At 63.7% G+C, this 25179-nt stretch carries 27 protein-coding genes and 1 tRNA gene; 15 read left to right on the forward strand and 13 right to left on the reverse strand.

The genetic code is table 11. The features are described from left to right. Positions 1-143 precede the first annotated feature (143 nt). The 3 genes from NKI63_RS09265 to NKI63_RS09275 all read right to left on the reverse strand — a co-directional run bounded on the left by NKI63_RS09265 (position 144) and on the right by NKI63_RS09275 (position 5602). Entirely contained in the window at positions 144-725 is a 582-nt protein-coding gene (locus NKI63_RS09265; RefSeq protein ID WP_352805149.1) for a dienelactone hydrolase family protein, read from the reverse strand. A 447-nt stretch (positions 726-1172) separates the two neighbouring features. After that, positions 1173-2918, reverse strand: coding sequence for an adenylate/guanylate cyclase domain-containing protein (locus tag NKI63_RS09270; protein ID WP_352821168.1), 1746 nt, complete (start codon positions 2916-2918; stop codon positions 1173-1175). 407 nt (positions 2919-3325) lie between these two features. Further along, positions 3326-5602, reverse strand: a complete 2277-nt coding sequence (locus tag NKI63_RS09275) for a hybrid sensor histidine kinase/response regulator (protein WP_352821171.1) — start codon at positions 5600-5602, stop codon at positions 3326-3328. Between the two features lie 51 nt (positions 5603-5653). Between NKI63_RS09275 and NKI63_RS09280 the strand changes: the two genes are divergently transcribed. Both NKI63_RS09280 and NKI63_RS09285 read left to right on the forward strand, forming a co-directional pair. Further along, positions 5654-5830 carry a hypothetical protein gene (locus tag NKI63_RS09280; RefSeq protein ID WP_352687347.1) on the forward strand — a complete coding sequence of 59 codons (177 nt, stop codon included), beginning with the start codon at positions 5654-5656 and terminating at the stop codon, positions 5828-5830. After that, positions 5814-6206: a VOC family protein gene (locus NKI63_RS09285; RefSeq protein ID WP_352687349.1), complete on the forward strand. Its 393-nt coding sequence runs from the start codon at positions 5814-5816 to the stop codon at positions 6204-6206. Before NKI63_RS09280 ends, NKI63_RS09285 begins: the two co-directional genes overlap by 17 nt. 190 nt (positions 6207-6396) lie before the next feature. Here NKI63_RS09285 and NKI63_RS09290 read toward each other — a convergent pair whose 3' ends face one another. Next, positions 6397-7299, reverse strand: coding sequence for a LysR family transcriptional regulator (locus NKI63_RS09290; protein WP_352687351.1), 903 nt, complete (start codon positions 7297-7299; stop codon positions 6397-6399). Between the two features lie 97 nt (positions 7300-7396). Here NKI63_RS09290 and NKI63_RS09295 point away from each other — a divergent pair, with 97 nt between their 5' ends. Next, positions 7397-8245, forward strand: coding sequence for an SDR family oxidoreductase (locus NKI63_RS09295; RefSeq protein WP_352649277.1), 849 nt, complete (start codon positions 7397-7399; stop codon positions 8243-8245). A 109-nt stretch (positions 8246-8354) separates the two neighbouring features. Further along, the gene (locus NKI63_RS09300; protein ID WP_352687352.1) at positions 8355-8777 is read left to right on the forward strand and encodes a RidA family protein; all 423 of its coding nucleotides are present in this window, start codon (positions 8355-8357) and stop codon (positions 8775-8777) included. A gap of 315 nt (positions 8778-9092) precedes the next feature. Here the strand turns inward: NKI63_RS09300 and NKI63_RS09305 are convergent. Together NKI63_RS09305 and NKI63_RS09310 are read right to left on the reverse strand one after the other, a co-directional pair. After that, positions 9093-9169: transfer RNA gene (locus tag NKI63_RS09305), tRNA-Arg, on the reverse strand. A gap of 47 nt (positions 9170-9216) precedes the next feature. Next, positions 9217-9909 carry a winged helix-turn-helix transcriptional regulator gene (locus tag NKI63_RS09310; RefSeq protein ID WP_352505059.1) on the reverse strand — a complete coding sequence of 231 codons (693 nt, stop codon included), beginning with the start codon at positions 9907-9909 and terminating at the stop codon, positions 9217-9219. A 174-nt stretch (positions 9910-10083) separates the two neighbouring features. On the opposite strand from NKI63_RS09310, the gene NKI63_RS09315 reads away from it, so the two are divergent. From NKI63_RS09315 to NKI63_RS09325, 3 genes are all read left to right on the forward strand, one after another. Beyond that, the gene (locus tag NKI63_RS09315; RefSeq protein WP_023677873.1) at positions 10084-10410 is read left to right on the forward strand and encodes a DUF1330 domain-containing protein; all 327 of its coding nucleotides are present in this window, start codon (positions 10084-10086) and stop codon (positions 10408-10410) included. A gap of 121 nt (positions 10411-10531) precedes the next feature. Beyond that, a complete protein-coding gene (locus tag NKI63_RS09320; RefSeq protein ID WP_352574899.1) occupies positions 10532-11062 on the forward strand; it encodes a hypothetical protein in 531 nt (176 codons plus the stop codon). Positions 11063-11182: 120 nt separating this feature from the next. After that, the gene (locus tag NKI63_RS09325; protein ID WP_352505060.1) at positions 11183-11473 is read left to right on the forward strand and encodes a hypothetical protein; all 291 of its coding nucleotides are present in this window, start codon (positions 11183-11185) and stop codon (positions 11471-11473) included. 15 nt (positions 11474-11488) lie between these two features. Here NKI63_RS09325 and NKI63_RS09330 read toward each other — a convergent pair whose 3' ends face one another. Beyond that, a complete protein-coding gene (locus NKI63_RS09330) occupies positions 11489-12652 on the reverse strand; it encodes a M20 aminoacylase family protein (protein ID WP_352505061.1) in 1164 nt (387 codons plus the stop codon). 270 nt (positions 12653-12922) lie between these two features. Here NKI63_RS09330 and NKI63_RS09335 point away from each other — a divergent pair, with 270 nt between their 5' ends. Both NKI63_RS09335 and NKI63_RS09340 read left to right on the forward strand, forming a co-directional pair. Further along, entirely contained in the window at positions 12923-14101 is a 1179-nt protein-coding gene (locus tag NKI63_RS09335; protein WP_352505154.1) for a D-alanyl-D-alanine carboxypeptidase family protein, read from the forward strand. 4 nt (positions 14102-14105) lie between these two features. Then, positions 14106-15260 carry a CobW family GTP-binding protein gene (locus NKI63_RS09340; protein ID WP_352505062.1) on the forward strand — a complete coding sequence of 385 codons (1155 nt, stop codon included), beginning with the start codon at positions 14106-14108 and terminating at the stop codon, positions 15258-15260. A 167-nt stretch (positions 15261-15427) separates the two neighbouring features. Here the strand turns inward: NKI63_RS09340 and NKI63_RS09345 are convergent, their stop codons facing one another. The 5 genes from NKI63_RS09345 to NKI63_RS09365 form a co-directional block, all read right to left on the reverse strand. After that, positions 15428-15697, reverse strand: coding sequence for a sulfurtransferase TusA family protein (locus NKI63_RS09345; RefSeq protein ID WP_352505063.1), 270 nt, complete (start codon positions 15695-15697; stop codon positions 15428-15430). 5 nt (positions 15698-15702) lie between these two features. Further along, positions 15703-17028 (reverse strand): L,D-transpeptidase family protein, encoded by a 1326-nt coding sequence (locus tag NKI63_RS09350; protein WP_352505155.1) that lies wholly within the window; start codon positions 17026-17028, stop codon positions 15703-15705. Between the two features lie 211 nt (positions 17029-17239). Then, positions 17240-18190, reverse strand: coding sequence for an acetyl-CoA carboxylase carboxyltransferase subunit alpha (locus tag NKI63_RS09355; RefSeq protein WP_352505064.1), 951 nt, complete (start codon positions 18188-18190; stop codon positions 17240-17242). 99 nt (positions 18191-18289) lie between these two features. Next, positions 18290-19207, reverse strand: a complete 918-nt coding sequence (locus NKI63_RS09360; protein ID WP_352505065.1) for a site-specific tyrosine recombinase XerD — start codon at positions 19205-19207, stop codon at positions 18290-18292. Continuing rightward, the gene (locus NKI63_RS09365; protein ID WP_023677884.1) at positions 19204-19353 is read right to left on the reverse strand and encodes a hypothetical protein; all 150 of its coding nucleotides are present in this window, start codon (positions 19351-19353) and stop codon (positions 19204-19206) included. Before NKI63_RS09365 ends, NKI63_RS09360 begins: the two co-directional genes overlap by 4 nt. Positions 19354-19511: 158 nt before the next feature. Here NKI63_RS09365 and NKI63_RS09370 point away from each other — a divergent pair, with 158 nt between their 5' ends. From NKI63_RS09370 to NKI63_RS09385, 4 genes are read left to right on the forward strand one after another with little or no spacing between them, the layout of a single operon-like run. Further along, entirely contained in the window at positions 19512-20114 is a 603-nt protein-coding gene (locus NKI63_RS09370) for a shikimate kinase (protein ID WP_352505066.1), read from the forward strand. Continuing rightward, entirely contained in the window at positions 20111-21253 is a 1143-nt protein-coding gene (gene aroB, locus NKI63_RS09375; protein WP_352476243.1) for a 3-dehydroquinate synthase, read from the forward strand. Before NKI63_RS09370 ends, aroB begins: the two co-directional genes overlap by 4 nt. Beyond that, on the forward strand, positions 21250-22146 hold the full coding sequence (locus NKI63_RS09380) for an HlyC/CorC family transporter (protein WP_352505067.1): 897 nt from the start codon (positions 21250-21252) through the stop codon (positions 22144-22146). The genes aroB and NKI63_RS09380 overlap by 4 nt, the downstream gene beginning before the upstream one ends. Before the next feature lie 40 nt (positions 22147-22186). Then, positions 22187-22993 carry an alpha/beta hydrolase gene (locus NKI63_RS09385; RefSeq protein WP_352505068.1) on the forward strand — a complete coding sequence of 269 codons (807 nt, stop codon included), beginning with the start codon at positions 22187-22189 and terminating at the stop codon, positions 22991-22993. A gap of 1 nt (position 22994) precedes the next feature. On the opposite strand, the gene NKI63_RS09390 is transcribed toward NKI63_RS09385, so the two are convergent. Continuing rightward, positions 22995-23297 carry a BolA family protein gene (locus NKI63_RS09390; RefSeq protein WP_352687354.1) on the reverse strand — a complete coding sequence of 101 codons (303 nt, stop codon included), beginning with the start codon at positions 23295-23297 and terminating at the stop codon, positions 22995-22997. 133 nt (positions 23298-23430) lie between these two features. Here NKI63_RS09390 and NKI63_RS09395 point away from each other — a divergent pair, with 133 nt between their 5' ends. Together NKI63_RS09395 and cobS are read left to right on the forward strand one after the other, a co-directional pair. Further along, positions 23431-24060, forward strand: coding sequence for a J domain-containing protein (locus NKI63_RS09395; protein ID WP_254816626.1), 630 nt, complete (start codon positions 23431-23433; stop codon positions 24058-24060). Positions 24061-24182: 122 nt separating this feature from the next. Next, on the forward strand, positions 24183-25169 hold the full coding sequence (cobS, locus tag NKI63_RS09400; protein WP_352505069.1) for a cobaltochelatase subunit CobS: 987 nt from the start codon (positions 24183-24185) through the stop codon (positions 25167-25169). The last annotated feature ends 10 nt before the right edge of the window (positions 25170-25179 follow it).

Raw genomic sequence — 25179 nt, forward strand, 5'->3', positions numbered from 1 at the left:
CCTCTGTGAGAGGTGCCGTGCGCCGGGGCCGGCGTCCGGAAGCCCTCCAGGGAACGAACGCGCGGGTGGTGATCGCGAACTCGACCCTATGGAGATTTGACGAGAACTGCCAATACTCCTCAATAAGGCCCTCGCCGACATGGTCAGACACGGTCCAGGAACTCGAGCACGCGCCGCGTGAGCAGTGCGCTGGCAGCAGCGTCGTACGACGGCAGCGAGCTGTCGGCGAAGTAGTGCTGGTCGCCGGGATAGAGGAACAGCTCCGCGTCCTCGACCTTCTCCACGATCTCGCGAGCGGCGTCGATGTCGCCCTCGCCGATGAAGATCGGGTCGTTATCCATACCGTGGATCTGGACCGGGACGCCGTCCGGCCAGGGTCCGAACGCCCACTCGCCGCTAATCGGCAGACAGGAGTGGAAGAGCAGGGCTCCGCAGGCACCGGGTCGTGTCTGTGTGAGCTTCTGCGCCGGCAGTACCCCGAACGAGAATCCGGCGTAAACGAGCTCGGGCGTCAGTTCGCCGGCGACGCGGACGCCGCGCTCCCGCATGTCGTCGAACCCGATCTCACCGATGTAGGCGAGACCCTCGTCAATACTCTGGAATGTGCGTCCGTCGAACAGGTCCGGCGTATGCACGGTGTGCCCGGCTGCCCGCAGGTCGTCAGCGAACGCGCGCACGCCGGGAGTCAACCCTTGTGCGTGGTGGAACAGCAGGACCTCGGCCATGGGAGCCTCCAGGTGGGACGTGGATTGCGGCGATAATTGCGAATCGCTTCGCAGAACTGCAAGCGATTTCGCTGTGCATCGAAGAACTTCCAAATGATGACAAGCCTCGGCCCATCGTCTTTGCCGGCGTGACAACGCGGGGCCGATCTACACCAACAGATAGGCGGCGACGAAAATGCTTTCCGGCGTTACCCGCGTCCGCCTGACGGACGCACCGCGACGGTAATCTTGGTTCGAATTTCCGCCAAGGTCAATTTTGGGGTCACCACGAAACGCCATCCTACGAAAGTGCCACGAGAGCTCGCCGGCTGTTCACAGCTGCTCTACACGCTCGGTCCTCGACAAGCCGGCCAGAGAACTATCCTTCCTGAAGCGACGCGGGATCAAGGGGCGCGTCGCCTGGCCGGACGTGACGCGCAGGAGCGGGCATCTTTGCAACCGCGACGATCACTCCGGCACGCCGGCAATACCCAACGCTTCGACGTAGTGCTCGGCGAACACCTTGTCCCGCCACGGGTTGATCTGCTTCTGCAGGCCGAGCGTGTAGGTCGGGAACGCCTCCATCAGCCGCCGCGCCGCCGCCTGCGCTTCGTCCAGCCGGTTGAGTTTGACCAGCGCCATGATCACCACCCGGTGCGAGGAGCCGTAATTCGGCATCTCGCGCAGCGCTCGTTCTCCCCAAGCCAGCGCTTCCTCGTAGCGTTCGAGCATCAGGTAGCTCATCCCGATGCCGGAGAGCGCGATGCCCTTCTCGGGGTCGACCGGGCTCAGCCGCATTGCCCTGTGGAAGTGCTCGATCGCGACGAGGGGGTGGCCGGAATGGGCGTTCACCCAGCCGCTGCCCGTATGGCCCTGCGCCGAATTGGGGTTGAGGAGCAGGGACCGTTCGATCGTGTCCAGCGCCGTCTCGTAATCCTTGGCGCTGTAGGCGATCACCTGCGCGGCGAAACGCAAGCTTGTCGGGTCGTCTCGCGCGTCCGCCAGCACCTCGCGGGCCATGCGCACGGCGACGCGGATATCGTCGGGCTCGTGCCAGCACTGACTCACCGACCGGCTGCGGATATAGGCACCGAGTGCCTTCGCCAGGGTGAAGTCTGGGTCGATGCTGAGCGCCTCGTTGGTGAGCCGGCGCACGTCGGCGAAGCCTTCGCGCGTCATGCTGTAGAAGCGCGGCAGCGCACGAAGGTAGAGGTCGTAGGCACCGATGTAGTCGGTCGGCTTCATGCGCGCCTGCTTGATCTCCTGCAGCCGGATGCTCGGTTCGACAGCGCCGACGACGCTCTCGGTAACCTTGTCCTGCAGGTCGAAGATGTCGCTCACGTCGCCCTCGAAGCGGTCGGCCCAGACATGGTGTCCGCTGATCGCGTCCACCAACTGCCCACTGATGCGCACCCGCGATCCTGCTCTGCGGATGCTGCCTTCGAGTACGTAGCGGACGCCCAGCTCGCGCCCGACCTGGCGCAGGTCCACCGCCCGGCCCTTGTAGGTGAACGACGAGTTGCGGGCGATCACGAAGAAGGAGTTCACCCGGCTCAATCCCGTGATGATGTCCTCCACCAGCCCGTCGGCGAAGTATTCCTGGTCGGGATCGCCGCTCATGTTGGTAAAAGGCAGAACCGCGATCGAGGGTTTCGCGGGCAGCGGAGGCGATGCAGCCACCGAGGCGCCGGCGTCGGTCTCGACGCGGTAGGCGCGCACAGGCCGCTCGATGTTCTTGAGGCGCAGGTTGCCGAGCGGCGTGAAGCTGCAGTCGAGCTTGCCCTGAAGGTGGTCGTAGGCGGTGCCTGAGACGACCACGGTGCCGGGGTCGGCGATGCCGTCGAGGCGGGCTGCGATATTGACCCCGTCGCCGTAGAGGTCGCCGTCCTCCTCGCAGACCACGTCGCCGAGATTGACGCCGATGCGAAAGCGAATCCGCTCTTCCTCGGGCATCTCCGCCTCGTGTTCTGCCAGGGCCTGCTGGATCGCCATCGCCGAGGCCACCGCGTTGACGACGCTCGCGAATTCACACAGCATGCCGTCGCCGGTGAGCTTGACGATCCGACCCTGGTGCTCAGAGACCAGCGGTTCGAGCAGGTCCTTGCGGTAGACCTTCAGCCGCTCGAGCGTGCCGCGCTCGTCGCGCTCCGTCAGGCGCGAATAGCCGACCACGTCGCAAACCATGATCGCTGCGAGGTGGCGCTGCGTGGTCATTGCACCGCTCGACCAAGCGCCTGCGCGCGGGCCGCCCCGCGTCCATGTCCTGGCACCTTCCAGACGCCCCATGTGCATGGTATCCGTCTCTCCCAGTCGCCGCCGGTCGCCGATACAGAACGGAAAACGCAGCTCGACTTTGCCTTCACGAGATTTCGCTATCCCGCTTGCGAGGCGTGGAGCGATCCAGTCGCCGCGCTAACAGCCAACCGGCGATACGCCCACGCAGCCTCTGGGACGCTGACACGCCACTCCTCCCAGAAGGCCGGAGATATTTACTGCCCTTGGTAACCGATTGACGCCACCGTGGCGGTGTTTTTGTCACCGCGATGTAACAGCGAGATGCCTACGAACGCGCATCGGGCATCACACCAGACGTTCGCGCTTAGAGGTGCTGAGGTCGTTGGCTAGCGCGGAACGTCTGCCAACGAGCTTAGTGCCCGGCGGATAGAGTCGCGCGAAAATGGCTTCTCGACAACTGGTCGACCGGCCCGTTCAAGGAAGCGCGCCGCAGCGCCGCCGAGCGTGTCGCCGGTAACGAAAACGAATCGCTCCGCTATGCCCGGGGTTGCCTGACAGGCCCAGTCGAACAAGGCGGGGCCGTCGATGTTCGGCATCCGCAGATCGCAAAAGATCACATCGAAAACAGCACTCATCAGCGCTGCCTTGGCGCCGGCACCGTCCTCGACGATCCTGACGGCAAAACCTTCAGCCTCTAGTAGTTCTGCCACCGTTTCTCCAACCTCCCGTTCGTCATCGACCACAAGGGCGGTACAGCCGATGTCCGCGACCGAGTGAGCCGCAACACTTTCGACTGAATCTGACGAAGTGCAGGCCTCCACCGGCAACAGCAACCGGAAATGCGCGCCGTCCGCACGGTCAAGCAGGGTCAGCCGCCCATTGTGCGACTGCACCACGCCGAGCGAGAAAGCGAGCCCGATCCCGGTGCCCGCGCCCTGAGCCTTGGTGGTAAAAAACGGATCGAAAATGCGGTTCCGGATCTCGGCGGGCACACCGGGGCCATTGTCGGCGATCACGATCTGGAGGTCATTGCCTTCAAGCGACGTTTCGATCTCGATCCGCCGCGGTGCCGGTATCTCCTGCAGGGCGTGTTGCGCGTTGACGATCAGGTTGTAGAACACCTGATGCATCTGGTCAGGGTCGACTTCCAAAGGCGGCAGGCCCTCGGCGAGCCGGCATTGCACCTCGATGCCTGCCGTGCGCAAACCGTAGCCGGCGATGTCAAGAACTGCGCGGATCAGATCGTTGACGTCGGTACTGCGGCGCTCCGGCTGGCGTTGTCGCGCCATTGCCAGGAAAGTCTTCACGATGCGCGCGCAGCGCTCGGCGGCGAGTCTGATCTTGCCGGCCCGCTGTGCATGGGCGGTTCCGGCTAGAAATTCTTCCAGCAACTGGGCCTGCGCGACGACGACCGCCAAGGGGTTGTTGAGTTCGTGCGAAACGCCGGCAAGCAGCGAACCAAGTGCGTTGAGCCGCTCACTCTGCGCCAATGCCTCGCGCGACCGCGCCAGTTCGGCTTCAGCCGCCTTGGTTGCGGTGAGATCAAGAATGCTGCCGACGATCACCGGTCGGTCGTCCATCTCGATGTGGCGCCAACTCAGCGACACGGGAAACACGGAGCCGTCCAGCCGCCGAAGTTGAGCCTCCACGCCGTCGGCGCGCGGCTGCTGACGTGACAGGGCCCTGATGCGCCGATAGTCTTCCCGTGTGGCGAACCAGCGGTGCTGGCGGAAGCGGTCCTCGTCACGCGGGCCTATACCCATGATCTCGCGGAAGGCGGGATTTGCGGTAATCAGGTGCCTCGTTCGCGAGTCTATGAACACGACCGGAACCGGATGGTGGTGAGTGAGGTCTCGGAAGCGCCGCTCGCTTTGCTGCAGGCGCTCGGCCGCGCGCTTCTGCTCGGTGATGTCGATATCGAAGCCGCCGATGCGCGCCTGTTGCTGATCGGCCCACAGCACGGGAAAGCGAACGACAAGGCTCCAGGCATAATCGACCGCGTTGCTTAGAAATTCCTCGATTGCAATCGCCTGTCCCGATTCCAGCACGCGGCGATCGTTTTCCGCGATCATCGCGGCCTCCTGCGGCCCGAAAATGTCGGCCGCGCTTAGTCCGATCGCGCTCTCGGCTGGCCGGCCGAAGACCTTTCCCATTTCCGGATTGGCGACCAGATAGCGTCCGTCGGTATCCTTCAGGTACATGCCTACGGGAGCATGCTTCATGAATGCCGCCAAGCGGGCTTCGCTGGCTCGCAGAGCTGCGTCGGCAGCGTGGCGCTGCGACAGGTCGCGCAAGCTCGCCGTGAAGAAACGACGTTTGCCGCTCCGGGCTTCGGTGATCGTGAGTTCCACCGGAAACTCGGTGCCGTTCGCTCGCATGGCAGTCTGCTCTGTGCGACGCCCGAGCAACCGCGGGGCGCCACCCGCAAGATAGGCGGCAAGCCCGTTTGCGTGCGCCTTGCGCAGATGCGGCGGGACGATGAGCTCCGAGATCTGTCTGCCGACCGCTTCAGCGCGCGAATAGCCGAAGGTCGCCTCGGCCGCCGCGTTGAATTCCACAACCAATCCGGCTTCGTCCGTGACGATCACGCAGTCGAGCGATGAGCGAACCACCGAAGCGAGGATCGCCTGTTGGAATGCGTTTCCGTCATCGTCTTCTTGCAAGGGCGGGCTCCGTGACGACCGGTCGGTACGCTGGCCGTCGGGCCGGCAAGGATGACGATTATCGTGAGTTCCGGCAAGATGCCTGAATCCGACCGCAGTACGGTGCGGGGTGGGGAAACGCTTGCACCAGCAGGACAGGAGCGCCATTTGCTGACCCTCATGGCGCGTTTCGAAACCTGCCGTTCGCGCTATGACCTGATGCGACCCTTCTTTGCTCCGAGCGCCTGACCGCGATGCCGCGATCTCGTGGTACACCGAAAAGCTGGATTTCAGCGTCGTGGATACCGTACCGTCTGGCGACGATATGACCTTCGTCTTTCTTTCGCCGGCAGTGGATGACGGCTTCCGCCTTGAACTTCTGGCAGGCCCCGGCGCTGCCGAGCGCCCCGTATACGCGGATCTTGGCGCCAGCCTCGGCCTGTCGGGGTGGCATCACCTTTGCCTTCGCCTGGACGACGTCGACAAGGCCGTTGCCGAGTTGAAGCGCCGTAGCGTGAAAATCGTGCATGAGCCATTCGATGTTCCGGCGATCAGCAGCCGCATCGCGTTCTTCTCCGATCCTTGGGGCAACATCTTCGAACTGATGCAGCCAGTCACCGCCTGATTATCGGCCAAGGAGTTAGCGTCAAAGGCGTCCTTTTCCTGCGCCATGTCTTACACAGTGGGTAGGCGCCCACACAGCCCAGCTCAGACACACGGACTAACTTCAGACGCGTATGGCCAAGGAACCGGTGGCGAGGTTAGCTTTGTCCGCAGAGCGGCTGTTCCGCGCGAGGGCGTCGTTTGTGATCCAGTTAAGGTTCTTTCTTCCGCAGGTCTTTGACTACGTCGAGAAAAGCTCGCAGTGCGGGCGGTACGGCTCGATGTCCGGGGTAGTAGACCGCAACTTCTTCCGGTGCTGGCGTCCACGCGGTCAGGACCTTGCGCAGCCGGCCATCGGACAACGCCGCTTCGGCGGCCCAATCCGCCACATAGGCGATGCCCAGACCCCCTATTGCAGCTTCGACCATCAGTTCCTCGTCATCAAGGACGATGGGGCCGTTTGCCCCGATCACCAGTTCCTGGCCTGCGCGTTCGAACTCCCATCGATAGAGCTTGCCGCTGGGCATACGGTGGCCGATGCAATGGTGGCGTTGCAATTCCTCGGGCGTTCCCGGCTCCCCGAAGCGATCGAGATAGGCGGGCGACGCGATACAGATGAACGTCAACGCGCGTGCAAACGGCACGGCGATCATGTCTTTGGGAATTGATGTGATGAGGCGTACGCCGGCATCGAACCCGCTGGACACGATATCGATGAGCTGCCCCTCGACGACGATGTCCACGGTCACGTCCGGATGGCGCTCCGCCACCTGCGGAAGGACCCGGCGAACGAGAAGCCCGGCCACCAATCGCGGTGCGTTGATGCGGACCGTGCCCGCGACATTGCCCCGGAACCCCGCGACGCTGTCGAGCGCCTCGTCCAGCGAGGCGAGCGCCGGCTGAAGACGGTCGAGCAACCGGAACCCGGCTTCTGTCGGCGAGACGCTGCGTGTGGTGCGGTTCAGAAGTCGCACGCCCATGCGTTCCTCGAGCGCACGCATCGCATGGCTCAATGTGGAAGGTGCCGTGCCGATCTCGTCCGCTGCGCGGCGGAAGCTGCGATGTGTGGCAACGGTGACGAAGGCGGTGAGATCGTTGAGCGACGGGCGGGGCATTGATGGGGATTTTGCATTATCCCATGCCGATTTCAACGGCTAATGCGCGCAATGCGACTGCCCTATCTCCCGCCTGGATCAATTGGAGAAATGAGAAATGGAAAAGACCTGGCTCATAACGGGTGTGTCTTCTGGTCTAGGCCGGCTGCTGGCGGAGAAGGCCCTGATCAGGGGAGACCGCGTCGTCGGTGCCAGCCGCAGCGAGGACGCACTTCCCGACCTGCGTGCAAGTTACCCCGAACGGCTCCGCATCGTCGCAATGGACCTCAAGGACCAGAGCTCGGTCCGCGCCGCGGTCGACCGCGCCTTCGCGGCATCCGCTCGGATCGACCTCGTCGTCAGCAATGCTGGCTATGGCCTCCTCGGCGCGGCTGAAGAGGCTGGCGATGTGCAGGTCCGGGACATCATCGACACCAATCTCATCGGCTCGATCGCACTCATCCGGGCGGCGGTGCCGCATCTGCGCAGCCAGGGTGGCGGCCGGATTTTACAGGTATCGAGCGAGGGAGGCCAGATCGCCTATCCGGCTTTCAGCCTCTATCACGCGACCAAGTGGGGTATCGAGGGATTCGTCGAGTCCGTGGCGCAGGAGGCTGCTCCCTTCGGCATCGAATTCAGCCTTGTGGAACCTGGGCCGGCGCGGACCGGGTTCGGCGGCAATCTCGCGCGGACCAAGCCGCTCGCGGCCTATGAGGGAACACCCGCCGGTCAGATCCGCGAGGCGCTGGGTGTCTCATGGGTGATCAAGGGCGACCCCGACCGCATGACGGACGCAATGATCCGGCTTGCCGATCAGGATGGTCCACTCCCGAAACGGCTGGTGCTTGGTGCCGAGGCCTATGCCGGCATCCGCAAGGCACTCGGCGGGCGCATCGAGGAGCTCGACCGGCAGAAGGACATCGCGGTTGCGGCGGATTTCACCGACGAGGAGCTGGCGCGGCTGTGACCCAACCTGTGCCGCCGATCCAGAGCCGCAGGCCACCGGCATGCAGCTCCGCCCGTTGATGCCCCAGGCTCCGGCCCGGCGCCGTTATTAAGACAGAAAGGAATACGAAATGCCTGCACGTGACGCCATTTTCCCGGCCAAACGCCACGCGTTATACGATATTCATCGATATTCCGCGGCCATTCGCTCTGGCGATCTTCTCTTCGTGTCGGGTCAGGTCGGGAGCCGTGAGGACGGCTCGCCTGAGCCCGTATTCGAGGATCAGGTTCGGCGGGCCTTCGCCAATATGCGTGAGGTCTTGGCCGCCGCCGGGTGTAGCTTCGATGACGTTGTCGACGTCACCACCTTCCACACCAACCCGGACGAACAGATCGAAACGGTGCTGGCTGTCCGCGCGGAAGAGATCGGCGCACCTCCCTACCCGAACTGGACGGCAGTGGGCGTCAATTGGCTCGCGGGTTTCGATTTCGAGATCAAGGTCATCGCCCGCATCCCTTTGACGACAAGCGGTCAGCCAGCGGACAAGGGATGATCGTTCACCCTGCAATTTCTGCATCGGCGATTTGGGCCGGTTTCAGACCGTCCGGTCAAAGGAGCTGGTTCAAGGATAGCTGCCATTCAACTCCCAACCCGGAGCGGACGTTAACTCCAATCAGCCGCAAGGGAGTTTTGATGGGGCGATTGCTGTTATTGACCCGCCAAGCGTGATCGTCCCTTCGTGCGAACAGTAGACAATCCAATCAACTTTCTCAGAGGTCCAATAACCCTCGCCGCTCGTGCCATAGACGAGGTGCCGTACCAATTGGCAAAAAAGTACGGCACCAATTCACTAAGTTATTGAAAACTTTGGTGATCCCGACAGGAATCGAACCTGTGACCTACAGATTAGGAATCTGCCGCTCTATCCTACTGAGCTACGGGACCACGCGGCCCGACACATAACCGCTTCGGATCGTTTCGCCAAGAGGCAGTTAGGCCGCTCGCTTCGGCTCCACCGCGAACGGACTCAGGCCGAGCCAGGTCTGCATTTTGCGCGCGATATCCTGGTCGCCAGTCAAGATGACTTTCGGCCCGGCCTTCTCGACGGTGATCAGTCCCATCCAGATTTCGGTCATGGTGTGCAGGTCGGTCGAGACGTAGAGATCGACATCGAAGCCCGGGTCGTACCAGCAGAGGTCGACCTCGCCGTGCTTCTCGACGATCAGCCACCACGACCGTTTCGAGGCGGGGAGCTCCTGGTACAGAAATTGTATCACCGTGCGGCCATCGGGCAGCGGCGACGCATTGAGGTTGCGCCGCATGTCCCACATCAGCAGCGACGGATCGAGGTTCTTCAGCGACAACCGCGACTCGACCCATTTCTGCCCCCAAAAGCCCATCGCCTCGACAACGGAACGCAGATCCTTGCCTGCCTCGGTCATCCGGTATTCGAAGATGCCTTTCTCGCCGCGCACCTCCTTGCGCTCGACGATCCCGGCCAGCTCGAGCTCCTTGAGGCGTTGCGACAGAAGGGTCGGCGACATTTTGGGGACGCCGCGGCGCAGATCGTTGAAACGGGTCGAGCCCGCCACCAATTCGCGAAGCAGAACCATGGTCCAGCGGGTGCACAGCACCTCCGCGGCCATCGATAACGGGCAGAACTGTTTGTATCCGGACTGGGTCACGATGTTGCCTTCCCCTCAAACTCCGCCGGAACCATAGGCCTTTCCCAGCGACGCGGCGAGTACAGAAACTGTACCACACCAGTACAGATCGCGGACTGGCTGGCGCGACCCTTGCCGTGCGACCCCTCTGCCGCTGCACGGGATACCCCTGTGCACGACCAGGAGACATGACCCATGACCGCTTACGTTATCGCAGACATCAAGGTGAGGGACCCGAAGTGGATGCCGGCCTATGCCGCGTCGGTCCACGACCTCGTTCACAAGCACGGCGGCAGATATCTGTCGCGCAGCGGCAATGTGAAGACACTCGAAGGCAAGCCGCTCGACACGACGCTGATTGCCTTGATGGCGTTCCCGACCGAGGCAGCGGCGCGCGCCTTCACCGACGATCCTGCCTACGCACCGTTCGTTTCGGCCCGTCAGGGCGGCAGCGACAGCCGTTTCCAGCTGATCGACAACTCCGATCTGGCTGGGACGATCCCGTATCTGCCGAAGGGATGATCTTCCCCTGCATTCGTCGCATCGGGATAGGGATCTCCCAGCAACAACAGCCACAGCGCCCACCTGCCGGACCTCCTTACCTCCGGCGGCCAGCCGGGCTGTGCTTTTCAAGAAGAATGGAATGACTATGACAATCAACTTTCGCAATAGACTTCTCGCTGCCGCGGCGCTGCTGTCGGCCTGCACTGCGTTGGCGCAGGCGCATCAGGCAGCGCCCGCGTCCGGTCCCAATCCGCTGGCCGACAAGGTACGCGCCGCCAACAGCCGCTTCGAGAATGTGGCGGCGGCGACCGCCGAGGGCTATGCGCCGATCCCCTGCGCCAGCGGCATCACCGGCGGCGCCATGGGCATCCACTACGTCAATCCCGGCTACCTCAAGGACGACGCTGTCGATGTCGCCAAGCCGGAAGCGGTGATGTACGAGCCGATGGCCGACGGCACGCTAAAACTGATCGCGGTCGAATACATCACCTCGAAAGGCCCGGCCTCGCTCGATGGGCATCTGTTCAACTTCAACAGCGCGCCCAATCGCTATGGCCTCGGTCCGTTCTATGAGCTGCATGTCTGGGCCTGGAAGGGCAACCCGACCGGCGCGTTCGCGGATATGAACCCGAACGTGTCGTGCGAACCGACGACTGCTGTCAGCCAGTAAGCAGCCGAGCCAGGCGGCGCCAACGCCGCCTGGCCGAATGTGGGAGCAGGCCCCAAAGAGGTCGGGATAGCGGAACTTTCGGGACGCCGGCGCGCTTTAGTGTCCCGAAGGAGACACCGCATGAGCGCCACCAAAGAGTTCTTTCAAACGTGGCTGCAGGAGAATGTCGGCAATTTGCCTGCCGAGAGCGAGGTGAGCGTCGCCGTTCTGGCGCAGCAATTCGAGCAGGACGCCGACGCTGCCGGCTATGGCCACGAGGTTCGCGAAGACGAACTCGGCAATATCCAGGAGGCGATCGAGGCAGCCCTGAAGAAGGCGAGGACAGGCGAAGAACCGCAACCCGCCGACGACAACGAGCTGGCGCCGGTCATGGAAGCGCTGGAGGTCGAGGATCCGAAGAGCGGGCCGTAAGCCAATGCCGAACGGCTACGCCGCCAGCGCTGTTTCCGCCAGCTTCACCCAATAGCTCATGCCGTGCGGGATGACCTCGTCGTTGAAGTCGTAGGCTGGGTTGTGCAGGCCGGCGGTATCGCCATTGCCGATGAAGATGAAGGCGCCCGGCCGCGCTTCAAGCATGTAGGAGAAATCCTCGCCGCCCATCACCGGCTGGATCGCGCGGTGCACATAGCTGTCGCCGGCGACGTCGGCCGCGATGTCGCTGGCAAAGACCGTCTCTTCCGGATGGTTGAAGGTGACCGGGTAATTGGCATTGTAATCAACCTCGATTGTCGCGCCGAAGGCAGCGCCCAGGCCTTGGCAAAGCGCGCGGATGCGCTCTTCGGCCTTCTTGGCGACCTCCTTCTTCAGCGTGCGTACGGTGCCGGCGATCTCGGCGGTCTCGGGAATGACGTTATAGGCATCGCCGGCGTGGAATTTCGTCACCGAGACGACCACCGCCTCGACCGGATCGGTGCTGCGCGAGGCGATCGTCTGCAATGCGCCGACGAGTTGGCTGGTGATGACGATCGGATCGATGGTGCCGTGCGGCATCGCCGCGTGGCCGCCCCGGCCCTTGACGGTGATGGTGAATTCGGCGGTCGCCGCCATGATCGGGCCCGGCCTGATGGCGAACTGGCCGACCGGCAGGCCCGGCATGTTGTGCATGCCGAAAACCTTGGAGATACCGAAGCGCTCCATCATACCGTCCTTGACCATCTCGTTGCCGCCGCCGCCGCCCTCTTCGGCCGGCTGGAAGATGACCGCGACGGAGCCGGCGAAATTGCGCGTTTCGGCGAGGTATTTGGCGGCACCCAACAGCATCGCGGTGTGGCCGTCATGACCGCAGGCGTGCATCTTGCCGGGGACGGTCGAGGCATAGGATTTGCCGGTGATCTCGTTGAGCGGCAGGGCATCCATGTCGGCGCGCAGGCCGATGGTCGAGCCTTCGCCGTGGCGGCCGCGGATGATGCCGACGACGCCGGTCTTGCCCAAACCCGTCACGATGTCGTCGCAGCCGAAAGCCTTCAGCTTCTCGGTGACGAAAGTGGCGGTCTTGAAGACGTCGAAATTCAGCTCCGGCGTCTGGTGCAAATGGCGGCGCCAGCCGGCCACCTCGTCCTGCATTTCGGCGGCTCGGTTCAGGATCGGCATGATGGTTCCATTTCGCTGTTGGAGCAGGCGGTCTTGGCCTGCTGCTTTGCAATTGTGCCTGTTGCCTTGCAACCATGCACGCTGCTTTGCATTGTGCTGCTGCTTCCACATTGTGATCGGCAGCACTTTGCCATGTTGACGTCACATAGAGTAAATAGCACCGCGACTGTGGTCCGGGAACAGAGGGCCGGACCATTATCCTGGCGATCGTGTAACGAAATCTTACGGAGCCAGGTGGGACTGCGGCAAGAGGCTATTTCGGTTTTCATGATGCGCTACAGGCATTTCCTCAAACTGTTGGTGGCGGGCACGGTGGCGCTTGCGTCGCTGGCCGGGCCTGCCTTGGCCAATCCGACAATCCTGTTCGACCTGAACAGCGGCAAGATCCTGCAGCACCAGGAGGCGTTCAGGCGCTGGTACCCGGCTTCGCTGACAAAGCTGATGACCGCCTATGTGGCGTTTCGTGCGATTGCCGCGGGTGAGGTCCAGCTCGATTCGCCGATCAAGGTGACGAAACATTCCGCCGGCGAGCCGCCGAGCAAGATGGGCTTCAAGCCGGGCTCGGTGATGCGGTTGGACAATGCGCTGAAGATGATGCTGGTCAAATCGGCCAACGATATCGCCATGGCGGTCGGCGAGAATATCGGCGGTTCGCAAGCGGCTTTCGCCGAACGCATGAACGCCGAAGCGCAGAGGCTCGGCATGAGCGGGTCCCATTTCGTCAATCCGAACGGGCTCTATTCGCCGGACCAGTATACGACAGCGCGCGATCTCGCTTTGCTGGTGATGGCGATTCGCAAGGAATTTCCGCAATATGCCCCCTGGTTCTCGATCGAAGGCCTTGCCGTCGGCAAGAAGGCGATCTCCAACTACAACCTGCTGATCGGCCGCTATCCGGGTGCCGACGGCATGAAGACGGGTTTCGTCTGCTCGTCCGGGTTCAACATGGTCGGCTCGGCGACCCGCAACGGCCGCACCCTGGTCGCCGTGGTGCTCGGCGAGCAATCGGCCGTCACCCGCGCCGAGGCGGCGGCAAAATTGCTCGACCAGGGCTTTGCAACGCCGGCGCCGAGCTGGCTGACGGTAGCGGCGCTGCCCGCCTATGGCGACACCATGTCGGCCAACGACATGAATGACGAAATCTGCAAGAAGAAGCCGGTCGATGAGCAGTCGGAAACCGCACCCGCCGTCGGCGACAAGGGCAAGGACGTGCCGAAATCGCCCTATCAGGAAAAGCTCGACCATGTACCGACGCTGATCGCCGTCGGCCTTGGCGGCGCCACGGGACCGAAGCCGAAGGCGATGCTCGACGCCTCCGGGCAGGAATATGCCGACGTGCCGCTGCCGACATGGCGGCCGGACCGGGCGCCGCCGGCCGGCGCCGAGCCAGTTGTGGCCGGATCCGCCACCGCCGCGCAGGTCCAGCAGCCGGCCAAGGCGCTGAACTAGCCGCATGGCCGGCTTCCCGATCCCCGTTTCGGTGCTCACCGGCTTTCTCGGTGCCGGCAAGACGACGCTGCTCAACCGGCTGCTGCGGGATCCCGCGCTCGCCGACACCGCCGTCATCATCAACGAGTTCGGCGAGGTGGCGATCGACCATCTCCTGGTCGAGCAGGCCTCCGACGGCATCATCCAGCTCTCCGACGGCTGTCTCTGCTGCACGGTGCGGGGCGAGCTGGTCGACACGCTGGCTGACCTCGTCGACCGCCTGCAGACCGGCCGCATCGACCGGCTTGCCCGCGTCGTCGTCGAGACCACCGGGCTCGCCGATCCCGCCCCCGTGCTGCAGTCGATCATGGCGCATCCGGCCCTGGTCCAGGCCTTCCGGCTCGACGGCGTCATCACCCTGGTCGACGCCGTCAACGGCAATGCGGCGCTCGATGCCCATGTCGAGGCGGTGAAGCAGGTGGCGGTCGCCGACCGTATCGTGCTCAGCAAGGCCGACCTGGCCACGGATGCAGGCGATGTCGAGGCGTTGCGGGCGCGGCTCAGGCAGCTCAACCCGGGCGCCGTGGTGCTCGACGCGAGTCAGGCAAGCGCCGCGACTCTGTTCGATTGCGGCCTCTACAATCCGGCCACCAAATCGGTCGATGTGCAGCGTTGGCTGGGCGAAGAAGCCGGCGACGACCATGACCATAGCCGGCATGACCACAGCGGGCATGATGACGACGGGCATCATGACGACGGGCATGACGGTGGCGATCACCATCACCATGATCATGGTCATGGCCATAGGCACGATTCCCGCGTGCGTTCGCATTCGTTGGTTCACGACGGGCCGGTGCCGTTTTCGGCAATCGAGATGTTCCTCGATCTGCTGCGCTCGGCGCATGGCGAGCGCCTGTTGCGGATGAAGGGCGTCATCGAGCTTGCAGAAGACCCGTCGCGGCCGCTGGTTATCCATGGCGTGCAGAAGATCCTGCATCCGCCGGTGCAACTGCCGGCCTGGCCGGACAGCCAGCGCGGCACCAGGCTGGTGCTGATCACGCTCGACATGCCGGAAGACTATGTCCGCCGGCTGTTCGCCGCCTTCACCAACCAGCCGTCGATCGACACGCCGGACCGGGCGGCACTGGAGAGCAATCCGCTGGCCATCGCCGGGCGGTGAAGCGGCTGATCTCCCCCCTCGAGGGGGAGATGGCCGGCAGGCCAGAGGGGGTTGCCGCGCGTGAAGCGCCAACTTTCTCTTTGGTCGTACATGGCGTCGCGCCAGCCGAGGCAACCCCCTCTGTCGCCTTCGGCGACATCTCCCCCTCGAGGGGGGAGATCACGCGCTCAGCCGCGCTCGACCAGGAAGCGGTGGCCGGCTGACATCGCCGTTGTCTCGACCAGCCGATGGCCGCTCTCGGCGCAGAAGGCGGGAATGTCGATGACGGCGAGGGGGTCGGTGGTTTCGAGCCACAGGCGGCTGCCCGGCTGCATTGTGGCCAGGCGCTTTTTTGCCTTGAGCACGGGCAACGGGCAGTTCAGGCCTTTGAGGTCGTAGACGGCGGCGGGGCTGGTTGAGGGCCTCTCTTCTTGGCCCCCATCTTCTTGTTCAAGCATGAAGTTCAGCCGCCAAACATGCCGAGCAGCTTTTTCTTCAACCTTGTCGCCGTGCTTTCGGCGTCCGCAGCCTGCGTTTCGACTGCCGGGGCGGCGTCCGATGGCGCTACGGTGGCAGTGGCGACAGGCATCTCTGCGGCGGTCTTGGCAGCTTCCTTTTCGGCGAGCGCCTGGGCTTTGGCAGCTTCCTTCTCGGCCAAGGCCTGTGCCTTGGCTGCCGCTTTCGCTGCCTTCGCCGCTTCTATCGCGGCAAGCCGCTGTTCCTCGGCCTTCTGCTTGGCAGCCTTTTCGGCGTCGAGGGCCGCCATCTTGCGGCCCGCCGGCGAATCGATGCGGCCCATGCGCGCCGTTTCGGCCACCGTGCCGTCCGGGTTGAGCGAGGGCGGCTCGATCGGAACGCGTTCGCCGCGGGCACGCCGCTTCGACCAGTCGGAAACGATGCTGGCTTCCTTGATCCCGGCGATGGTCGGCTTGGGTGCCGGCACGCTGGCCTTGACGGCGCCGTTGAAGGCCGCCTCATAGGTGCTTTGATAGGCGTTGATGGCGCTCTTCAGCGAATCGGGCTGGGTGGTCGCAGGGCAAGCGCCGGTCGGATTGAAGGTCGAGCCGTCGGCCGCAACCTGGTTGAAGACGTAGCGCTTCTCGCAGACGTCGACTTTCGGCGGCACCTTGGTGACCTCGAAATTGTCGTAGCCGACCTTCAGCATCTTCCAGAATTCGTAGTTCGGGTCGTTGCGATAGCGCGCCATGTTGGCGGCGGTCATGCGGAACGGAAAAGCCTGGATCTGGAACTCGGTCTGGCCGCCCTGGAAGGCGTCGCGGCCGAAAGCGTAAATCTGCTCGATCTGCGCGTCGGTCATCGAATAGCAGCCGGACGACGAGCAGGCGCCATGGACCATCAGGTTGGAACCCGTGCGGCCATTAGCGCGGTCATAGGCGTTCGGGTAGCCGATGTTGAAAGACAGGTGGTAATTCGACCGCGGGTTCATCTGTGCCGGGCGGACCGTGTAAAAGCCTTCCGGCGCCTGGCGGTCGCCTTCGGTGAATTTTGGCCCGAGCTTGCCTGACCATTTGCAGATGTCGTAGCTGGCGACCAGGTCGTAGCGGCCGTTGGTCTTGGCCTTCCAGATTTCGAGCTTGCCTTCTTCCTTGAAGATGCGGGCCATCACCGAAGAGGTGCGGACCATGCCCTTGGCTTTCATCTCGGCCAGGATCTTGTCCGGCAGCGGTTTGTTGGCTTGCGGCGCAAAATCCTTCATCGAAGCGTCATTGCAGCCGGCGACGCCGATCGCAGCGATCAGAACTCCGGTGCGGGCAAGCTTGGCAAACATGGATATGGCTATCGTCTTCATCTCTGCGCCGCGGATGCCGCAGCTGCTAAACCGACCGCTGACGGACCTTAAGCCTGTTAACCTTGAAAATTCCTTACCGCAATCAAGCGGCGCGTCCCCTTGCGTTAAGCTCACTGAGCCGAATGCGGCGGCATTTTTGTGGCGAAACTGGTTCACGCCGCCACATTTCGGGTCGCGTGCCTGCCGGATGTTACAGATTGCGGCCCATCGCCAGGTATTTCTCGCGGCGATGCTCGCGGAAGTCGGTGTTGGCGCCGGAGAATTCATTCATCGTCCTGGCGATGAGGTCGCCGGTGGCGGCAATCACCGTTTCGGGGGCGCGATGGGCACCGCCGAGCGGCTCGGCAATGATGGCGTCGATGATCTTCAGCTCCAGCAGGTCCTGCGCCGTGATCTTCATGTTGGTCGCCGCGTCCTTGGACCGCGTGGTGTCGCGCCACAGAATCGAGGCTGCGCCCTCCGGCGAGATCACCGAATAGATGGCGTGTTCGAGCATGTAGACGCGGTTGGCGGTGGCGATTGCTATGGCGCCGCCCGAGCCGCCTTCGCCGATCACCACCGAGATCGACGGCACCTTCAGGCCAAGGCAGGCCGAAGTCGAGCGGGCGATGGCTTCCGCCTGGCCGCGCTCTTCGGCGTTGACGCCGGGATAGGCGCCGGCCGTGTCGACCAGCGTCAGCAGCGGGATCTGGAAGCGGTCGGCGAGTTCCATCAGCCGCACCGCCTTGCGGTAGCCCTCCGGCCGCACCGAGCCGAAATTATGCTTCAGCCGGCTTGCCGTGTCGGAACCCTTCTCCTGGCCGATGATCGCCACCGGCTCGCCGCGGAAGCGGGCGAAGCCGCCGACGATCGCCTGGTCCTCGCCGAAATTGCGGTCGCCGGCGAGCGGCGTGAAATCGGTAAGCAGGCCCTTGATGTAGTCGATGCAATGCGGCCTGTCCGGATGGCGCGCCACCTGCACCTTCTGCCACGGCGACAGCGCCTTGTAGGCGTCGCGCAGCGCATCGCGCGAGCGCTTCTCGAGACGGGCGATCTCATCGCCGACATCGACCGCCTCGCCGTTCTCGGCAAGCTTCTTCAGCTCAAGGATCTTGCCTTCGAGATCCTGCACAGGCTTTTCGAAATCGAGGTAATTGTACATTCTTGGGCGGACCGGCAAGTCGGAAGGCAATGACTGACGCAAGCCTGAAAATGCAGGCTGGGCGCGGTGGAACGTCGTTCTCACATAGCGACATGACGCCTAGTCGGCAAGCGGATGATGATCGTTGACCAGACGCACCAGCCGCTCCTCCAGCACATGCGTGTAGATCTGCGTCGTTGAAATATCGGCATGGCCGAGCAACTGCTGCACGGCCCTGAGATCAGCGCCGTTCTGCAAGAGATGGCTGGCGAAAGCATGGCGCAGCACATGCGGCGATATCTTCGCCGCGGCAATGCCGGCCCGAGCGCCAAGCCCTTTCAGCTCGCGGGCAAAGACCTGTCTCGAGAGATAGCCGCTGTCGGAGGCAGCCGGAAACAGGAACGGGCTGTCGGCAAGAGCCGGCACCGCCCCCCGTGCGGCAAGCCATGTCCGCATCGCGGTGCGCGCCTTGGCCGACAGCGGCACCATGCGCTCCTTGTTGCCCTTGCCGCGGACCATGAAGAAGCGGTCGTCGCGCTGTGCCACCGTCACGGGAAGGCCGACCAGCTCCGAAACGCGCAAGCCGGTGGCGTAGAGCACCTCGACCAGCGCGTGCAGGCGCAGCGCCGCCAGCCTGTCGCCGTCATGCATGGAGGGGTCCATCGCCTCCTGCGCCGCGCGGTCGAGCAGCCGGCCGGTATCGGCCTCGCTCATCGTCTTAGGCAGCGGCCGGCCTTTCTTCGGACTGTCCAGCGTGCCGGTCGGATCGTCACCGCGCAGGCCTTCGGCGTAGAGGAACTGGAAGAACTGCCGGATCGCCGACAATTTGCGCGCCTGCGAGCTGGCGGCAAAGCCGCGCGCGGCGATGTCGTCGAGATAGGCACGGATGTCGGCGCTGGTGGCAGCGGCAAGCCCACCGCCGATCCCGGCGGAAGCGTCTTCGAGGTCGCGGCGGTAGGAGGAAAGCGTGTTTTCGGCCGCGCCGCGCTCGGCGCTCATCATCTCCAGGAAGGCTTCGATGCGGGCGGCGCTGTTCATTTTTTGGGATTGAGCTTTTCCGGAGGGATACGCACGCTCATTTCCGCCTTTCTCGGCTCGACGAACATGACCAGGGCGAACATCGCGCCATAGACAATGCCGGCCAGAATCGCGAGCGTCACGACAAAGCGAAACAGTGTTGGCATTAATTTTCGCCCGTCGTCTTATTCTGCATTTCCAACCCTGTGCCCTTATGAGACGCCAATCCGGCCAATTCAAGGGTGAAGCCCATAGTCCCGGTTGCGCCGCGCTTGACGCAAACAGGCTTTTGATGTCGATACGCCGCCAAAGAGGCCCTAGAAGCATGAACGCGCTACCAGCAAATCCTCCGGGCGAGAGCCATGCCGCGCTGCTCGGCCGGCTGGGCGGCCGTTCCATCGTCTTTGTCGGGCTGATGGGCGCCGGCAAGACGGCGATCGGCCGCAAGGTGGCGGCGATGCTGGCACTACCCTTCATCGACAGCGACCAGGAGATCGAAACTGTTTCGCGCATGAGCGTCCCGGACCTGTTCGAGCGCTATGGCGAGGCGGAGTTCCGAGCACTGGAGCAGCGCGTCATCCTGCGTGTGCTGGAGCACGGGCCGCAGGTGCTGTCGACCGGCGGCGGCGCCTTCATGAACGCGCAGACGCGCGAGGCGATCGCCAGCCATGGCGTTTCGGTTTGGCTGAAAGCCGAGATCGACCTGTTGATGGAGCGCGTTTCCAAGAAACAGAACCGGCCGCTGCTGAAAAGCGCCGATCCACGCGCCGTGCTGGAACGGCTGATGGCGGAACGCTACCCGGTTTATGCCGCGGCCGATGTCATCGTGCCGACCCGCGACGACCGCAAGGAGATCATTGCCGCCGAAGTGGTGGACGCGCTGCGCGGCCATCTCGGCATTGCCGACATTGACGAGGTGCGGTCGTGAGCGCTGATGCAACGGTCTCTGTCGAAGTCGGGCTTGGCGAGCGTGCCTACGATATTTTGATCGGTCCCGGCCTGCTGTCACGCGCCGGCGCCGAGATTTCGCGCCGTCTGCCGGGGACGCGGGCGGCGGTCGTCACCGACGAAAACGTCGCGGCCGCGCATCTCGCGACGCTTGCGGCCGGCCTGGCAAGCGGTGGCATCCAACATGCCGTCATCACGTTGCCGCCAGGCGAAAAGACCAAGAGCTTTGCGCATCTCGAAGAGGTGGTCGATGGCGTGTTGGCCGCCAAGCTGGAGCGCGGCGACGTCGTCATCGCGCTCGGCGGCGGCGTCATCGGCGACCTGGCCGGCTTTGCCGCCGGCATCGCGCGGCGCGGCATGAATTTCGTGCAGGTTCCGACCTCGCTGCTGGCGCAGGTCGATTCCTCCGTCGGCGGCAAGACCGGCATCAACAGCAAGCGCGGCAAGAACCTCGTCGGGGTGTTCCACCAGCCCAAGCTGGTGCTGGCCGATACCGAAGTGCTCGACACGCTGCCGATCCGCGAGTTTCGCGCCGGCTATGCCGAACTGGCCAAATACGGGCTGATCGACCGGCCGGAGTTCTTCGCCTGGCTGGAAGAAAACTGGCGCCAAGTGTTTGCCGGCGGGCCGGAGCGGGCTGCGGCCATCGCCGAGGCCTGTCGTGCCAAGGCCGACGTCGTTGCCCGCGACGAGTTCGAGACCGGCGACCGCGCCCTGCTCAATCTCGGCCACACCTTCGGCCATGCACTGGAGGCGGCGACCGGCTATGACGGCGCACGGCTCGTGCATGGCGAAGGCGTCGCCATCGGCATGGCGCTGGCGCACCGCTTTTCCTCAAGGCTCAATTTGGCGAGCCCCGACGATGCGGCGCGCGTCGAGGCGCATCTTCGCGCCGTCGGCCTACCCTGGCGCATGGCCGACATTCCGGGCGAATTGCCCGACGCCGAGCAGCTGTTCTCCTTCATCACCCAGGACAAGAAGGTGTCGCGCGGCGCGCTGACCTTCATCCTGACGCGCGGCGTCGGACAGGCCTTCATCGCCAGGGATGTGCCGGCCTCGGAAGTGCTGGCGTTCCTCAGGGAGAACCATCCGGGTCGGCAGGAAAGCCGCCCGGGATGAGTCAGGCCGGCTGGATCGCGGCTGCAGTGCTCGCCGGCCTAGGCCTGCTGGGCTTCGTCCTGCGCCGGCACCTGCTCGCCGCCTTCGGCTATGAGCTGCAGCGCATCGAGCCGCAGCGCTCGGCGCGCGAGGAACTGCGCGGCGCCGTCGACGATTTCCGCCGCGACGGCCAGGTGGTGCGCGAGGACCGCGCCCGCATCGGCGGCCTGTTCGACCTCGAGGAGCTCGAAGTGTCGGACGTCATGGTCCACCGCACCAATATGCGCTCGGTCAATGCCGATGACCCGCCCGAAGCGGTGGTTCGCGAGATCCTGCAGAGCCCGCACACCCGCATGCCGTTGTGGAAGGGTTCGCTCGACAACATTGTTGGCGTGCTGCACGCGAAGGATCTGCTGCGCGCGCTGAACGAGGTCGGCAACGATTTCTCCCGGATCGACGTGATGAAGATCGCATCTAAACCGTGGTTCGTGCCCGACACCACGACGCTGCAGGAGCAGCTCAACGCCTTCCTGCGCCGCAAGGCGCATTTCGCCATCGTCGTCGACGAATATGGCGAGGTCGAAGGGCTGGTGACGCTGGAGGACATCATCGAGGAGATCGTCGGCGAGATCGCCGACGAGCACGATATCGACATCCAGGGTGTCAAGCAGGAGGCCGACGGCTCCGTCGTCGTCGACGGCACGGTGCCGATCCGCGACCTGAACCGGGCGCTCGACTGGCACCTGCCGGACGAGGAAGCCACCACCATTGCCGGCCTCGTTATCCACGAGGCGCAGTCGATCCCGGACGAAAAGCAGGCCTTTACGTTTCACGGCAAGCGCTTCGTCGTCATGAAGCGCGACAAGAACCGAATCGCGCGGCTGAGGATCAAGCCGGTAATGCTTGGCGAATGACAGCGCGCATCTTGCGGCACCTGTGGGCGGTCAGGAGTCTATGACAATCGATCGGCGAAGCCTGCTTCTGGTGTCGATGGCGGCGCTGTTGCCGGGGCAGGCGGCGGCATTGCGGCTGCGTTCGCCGTCGCCCGAAACCTTCGACTATGGGCCGGCCAAGCTCGACATCTATTCCCGCGACGGCGCAAGCGGCCTGCCGGTCGTCTTCTTCGTCCATGGCGGCGCCTGGCGGGTCGGCAGTCGCGGCAACGTCAATGCCAAGCCGCAATTCCTGCTCGACAATGGCTTCTGCTTCGTCTCGATCGACTACCGGATGCTGCCCGAGGCCGACGTCGCCACCCAGGCGGCGGATGTCGAACTGGCCTATCGCTACGTCCGCGCCAACATCGCCAGGCATGGCGGCGATCCGGACCGGATCGTCGCGATGGGCCATTCGGCCGGCTGCCATCTCGTCGCATTGACCGGCCTGCGCGGCGGCCTGCCCGGGGTCGCGGCGCTGGTCCTCGACGACACCAGGGCTTACGACCTGGAGGCATTGGCCAGGAGCGGCGGCATGGCAGGGGTCTATGCCCGCGCCTTTCCCGATCCGGCGCAGTGGCGCGCGCTGTCGCCTGTCACCTATGTGGAAGGCCGCAAGCACCCGCCGACCTTCATCGCCCATTCACGGGCGAAAGCCCGCGCGGCGGACGCGGAGGCCTTCGCCGGGCGTCTGCGCGCCACCGGAACCAGGGTCACGCTGTTCGACGGCAGCGCCTATTCGCACATGTCGATCAATCGCGACTTCGGCACCGAAGGCGATGCATTGACCACAGCGGTGATGGCCTTCTTGAGGTCGAGCGTCGGCTGATCTACCAGCGGGTCTTTTCGCCGGGCGCCGCCGGCTCGATCGCCAGGGCATGCACGCCGGACTTCAACTCCTCGGCCAGCAGATCGTTGACGGCGCGGTGACGCTCGACGCGGCTCATGCCGGCAAAGGCTGGCGCGACGATGCGGATGCGGAAATGCGTCTCGCCGGCGCCGTCGAAGGCAGCGTGATGGCCGGAATCCGCGTGATGATGACCGGCATGGAGATGGCTTTCGTTGATGACGTCCAGCCGTTCCGGCGAAAACGCCTTTTTCAGCTTATCTTCCATCGTTGCCTGTATGGACATCGTCGCTTCCCTTCACCACATCTATGTCATCGCACAAAATTCGCCATTCGCCGGTTTTATGCCGCGATTCAGCGGTTAGGGCGATCATCGCGAAAATGTCAATTCTTGTTTCGCATCCGCGAACGGCCCATAAATGGGTGAGATGAAGCCGTACCCAAAATATTTCGAGAAGATTCGCATCCGCCCGGAGAAGGACGCGGAGCTGAAGTCGCGTTCGCCGATCTGCCAATGGGATGGCTGCAAGGAGGCCGGTACCCACCGCGCGCCGGTCGGGCGGATGAAGGAAGGCGAGTATTTCCAGTTCTGCTTCGACCATGTGCGCGAGTACAACAAGGGCTTCAATTATTTCTCGGGCGTTCCGGATACCGAGATCGCGCGCTTCCAGAAGGAAGCCATGACCGGCCACCGGCCGACCTGGAAAATGGGCGTCAACGGCGCCTCGACACGCTCCTCGCCCGACTTCGCCCAGGCGCGTTCCGGCCGTGCCGGCTACTACAATCGCATGCGCGATCCCTTCGACCTGTTCAAAGGCCCGAAGGACCCGCGCGAAGCACGCGAGCGCAAGGCCAAGCCGCTTGAGGCCAAGGCACTGGAAACGCTTGGCCTTGATACAAAGGCAAGTGGCAAGGATATCAAGGCGCGCTATAAGGAACTTGTGAAACGCCACCATCCGGATGCGAATGGCGGCGACAGAGGTTCGGAAGACCGGTTCCGCGATGTGCTCCAGGCGTATCGCGTGCTCAAGCAGGCAGGTTTGTGCTGAGCGACCTTACGGTTCGTGTCGCTTTCCAACTTTCATAGGGTTGGAAAAGGCTCTAAGACCGCCCCCGAACAAAATCGATTGCCAGCGAAACGCGGCGTTTCGCTTGTGGAGACGTGATAGAGATGAACAAGGTCGATCGCGACATCGCCAACCTGCCCGACACCACGGTGTCGGTGAAGGAGACATTCGGCTTCGACTCCAAGATGGTGGTGCCGGCCTATTCGGTGACGAGCGAGCATGTGCCCGACATCGATCCGGACTACCTGTTCGACAAGAACACGACGATGGCGATCCTCGCCGGCTTTGCCTATAACCGCCGCGTCATGGTGTCGGGCTATCACGGCACCGGCAAGTCGACGCATATCGAGCAGGTCGCCGCCCGCCTCAACTGGCCTTGCGTGCGTGTCAACCTCGACAGCCATGTCAGCCGTATCGATCTCGTCGGCAAGGATGCCATCGTCGTCAAGGAAGGGCTGCAGATCACCGAATTCCGCGACGGCATCCTGCCCTGGGCCTATCAGCACAATGTCGCGCTGTGCTTCGACGAGTACGATGCCGGCCGCCCGGACGTGATGTTCGTCATCCAGCGCGTGCTGGAATCGTCGGGCCGGCTGACGCTGCTCGACCAGAGCCGGGTTATCCGCCCGCATCCGGCCTTCCGGCTGTTTTCGACCGCGAATACGGTCGGGCTCGGCGACACCACAGGCCTCTACCACGGCACCCAGCAGATCAACCAGGCGCAGATGGACCGCTGGTCGATCGTCACTACGCTGAACTATTTGCCGCACGACAATGAAGTGAACATCGTGCTGGCCAAGGCCAAGCATTATCGCGACGGCAAGGGCAAGGAGATCGTCAACAAGATGGTTCGTGTCGCCGACATGACGCGCTCGGCCTTCATCAACGGCGATTTGTCGACGGTTATGAGCCCGCGCACGGTTATCACCTGGGCCGAGAATGCCGAAATCTTCGGCAATATCGGCATGGCGTTCCGGCTGACCTTCCTCAATAAATGCGACGAGCTGGAACGCTCGCTGGTCGCCGAGTTCTACCAGCGCGCCTTCGGCGAAGATTTGCCGGAATCGGCGGCGAATGTGGTGCTGGGCTAAGCAGAGTCTC

It is taken from the genome of Mesorhizobium sp. M0410, from assembly GCF_040321435.1.
Lineage (GTDB): Bacteria > Pseudomonadota > Alphaproteobacteria > Rhizobiales > Rhizobiaceae > Mesorhizobium.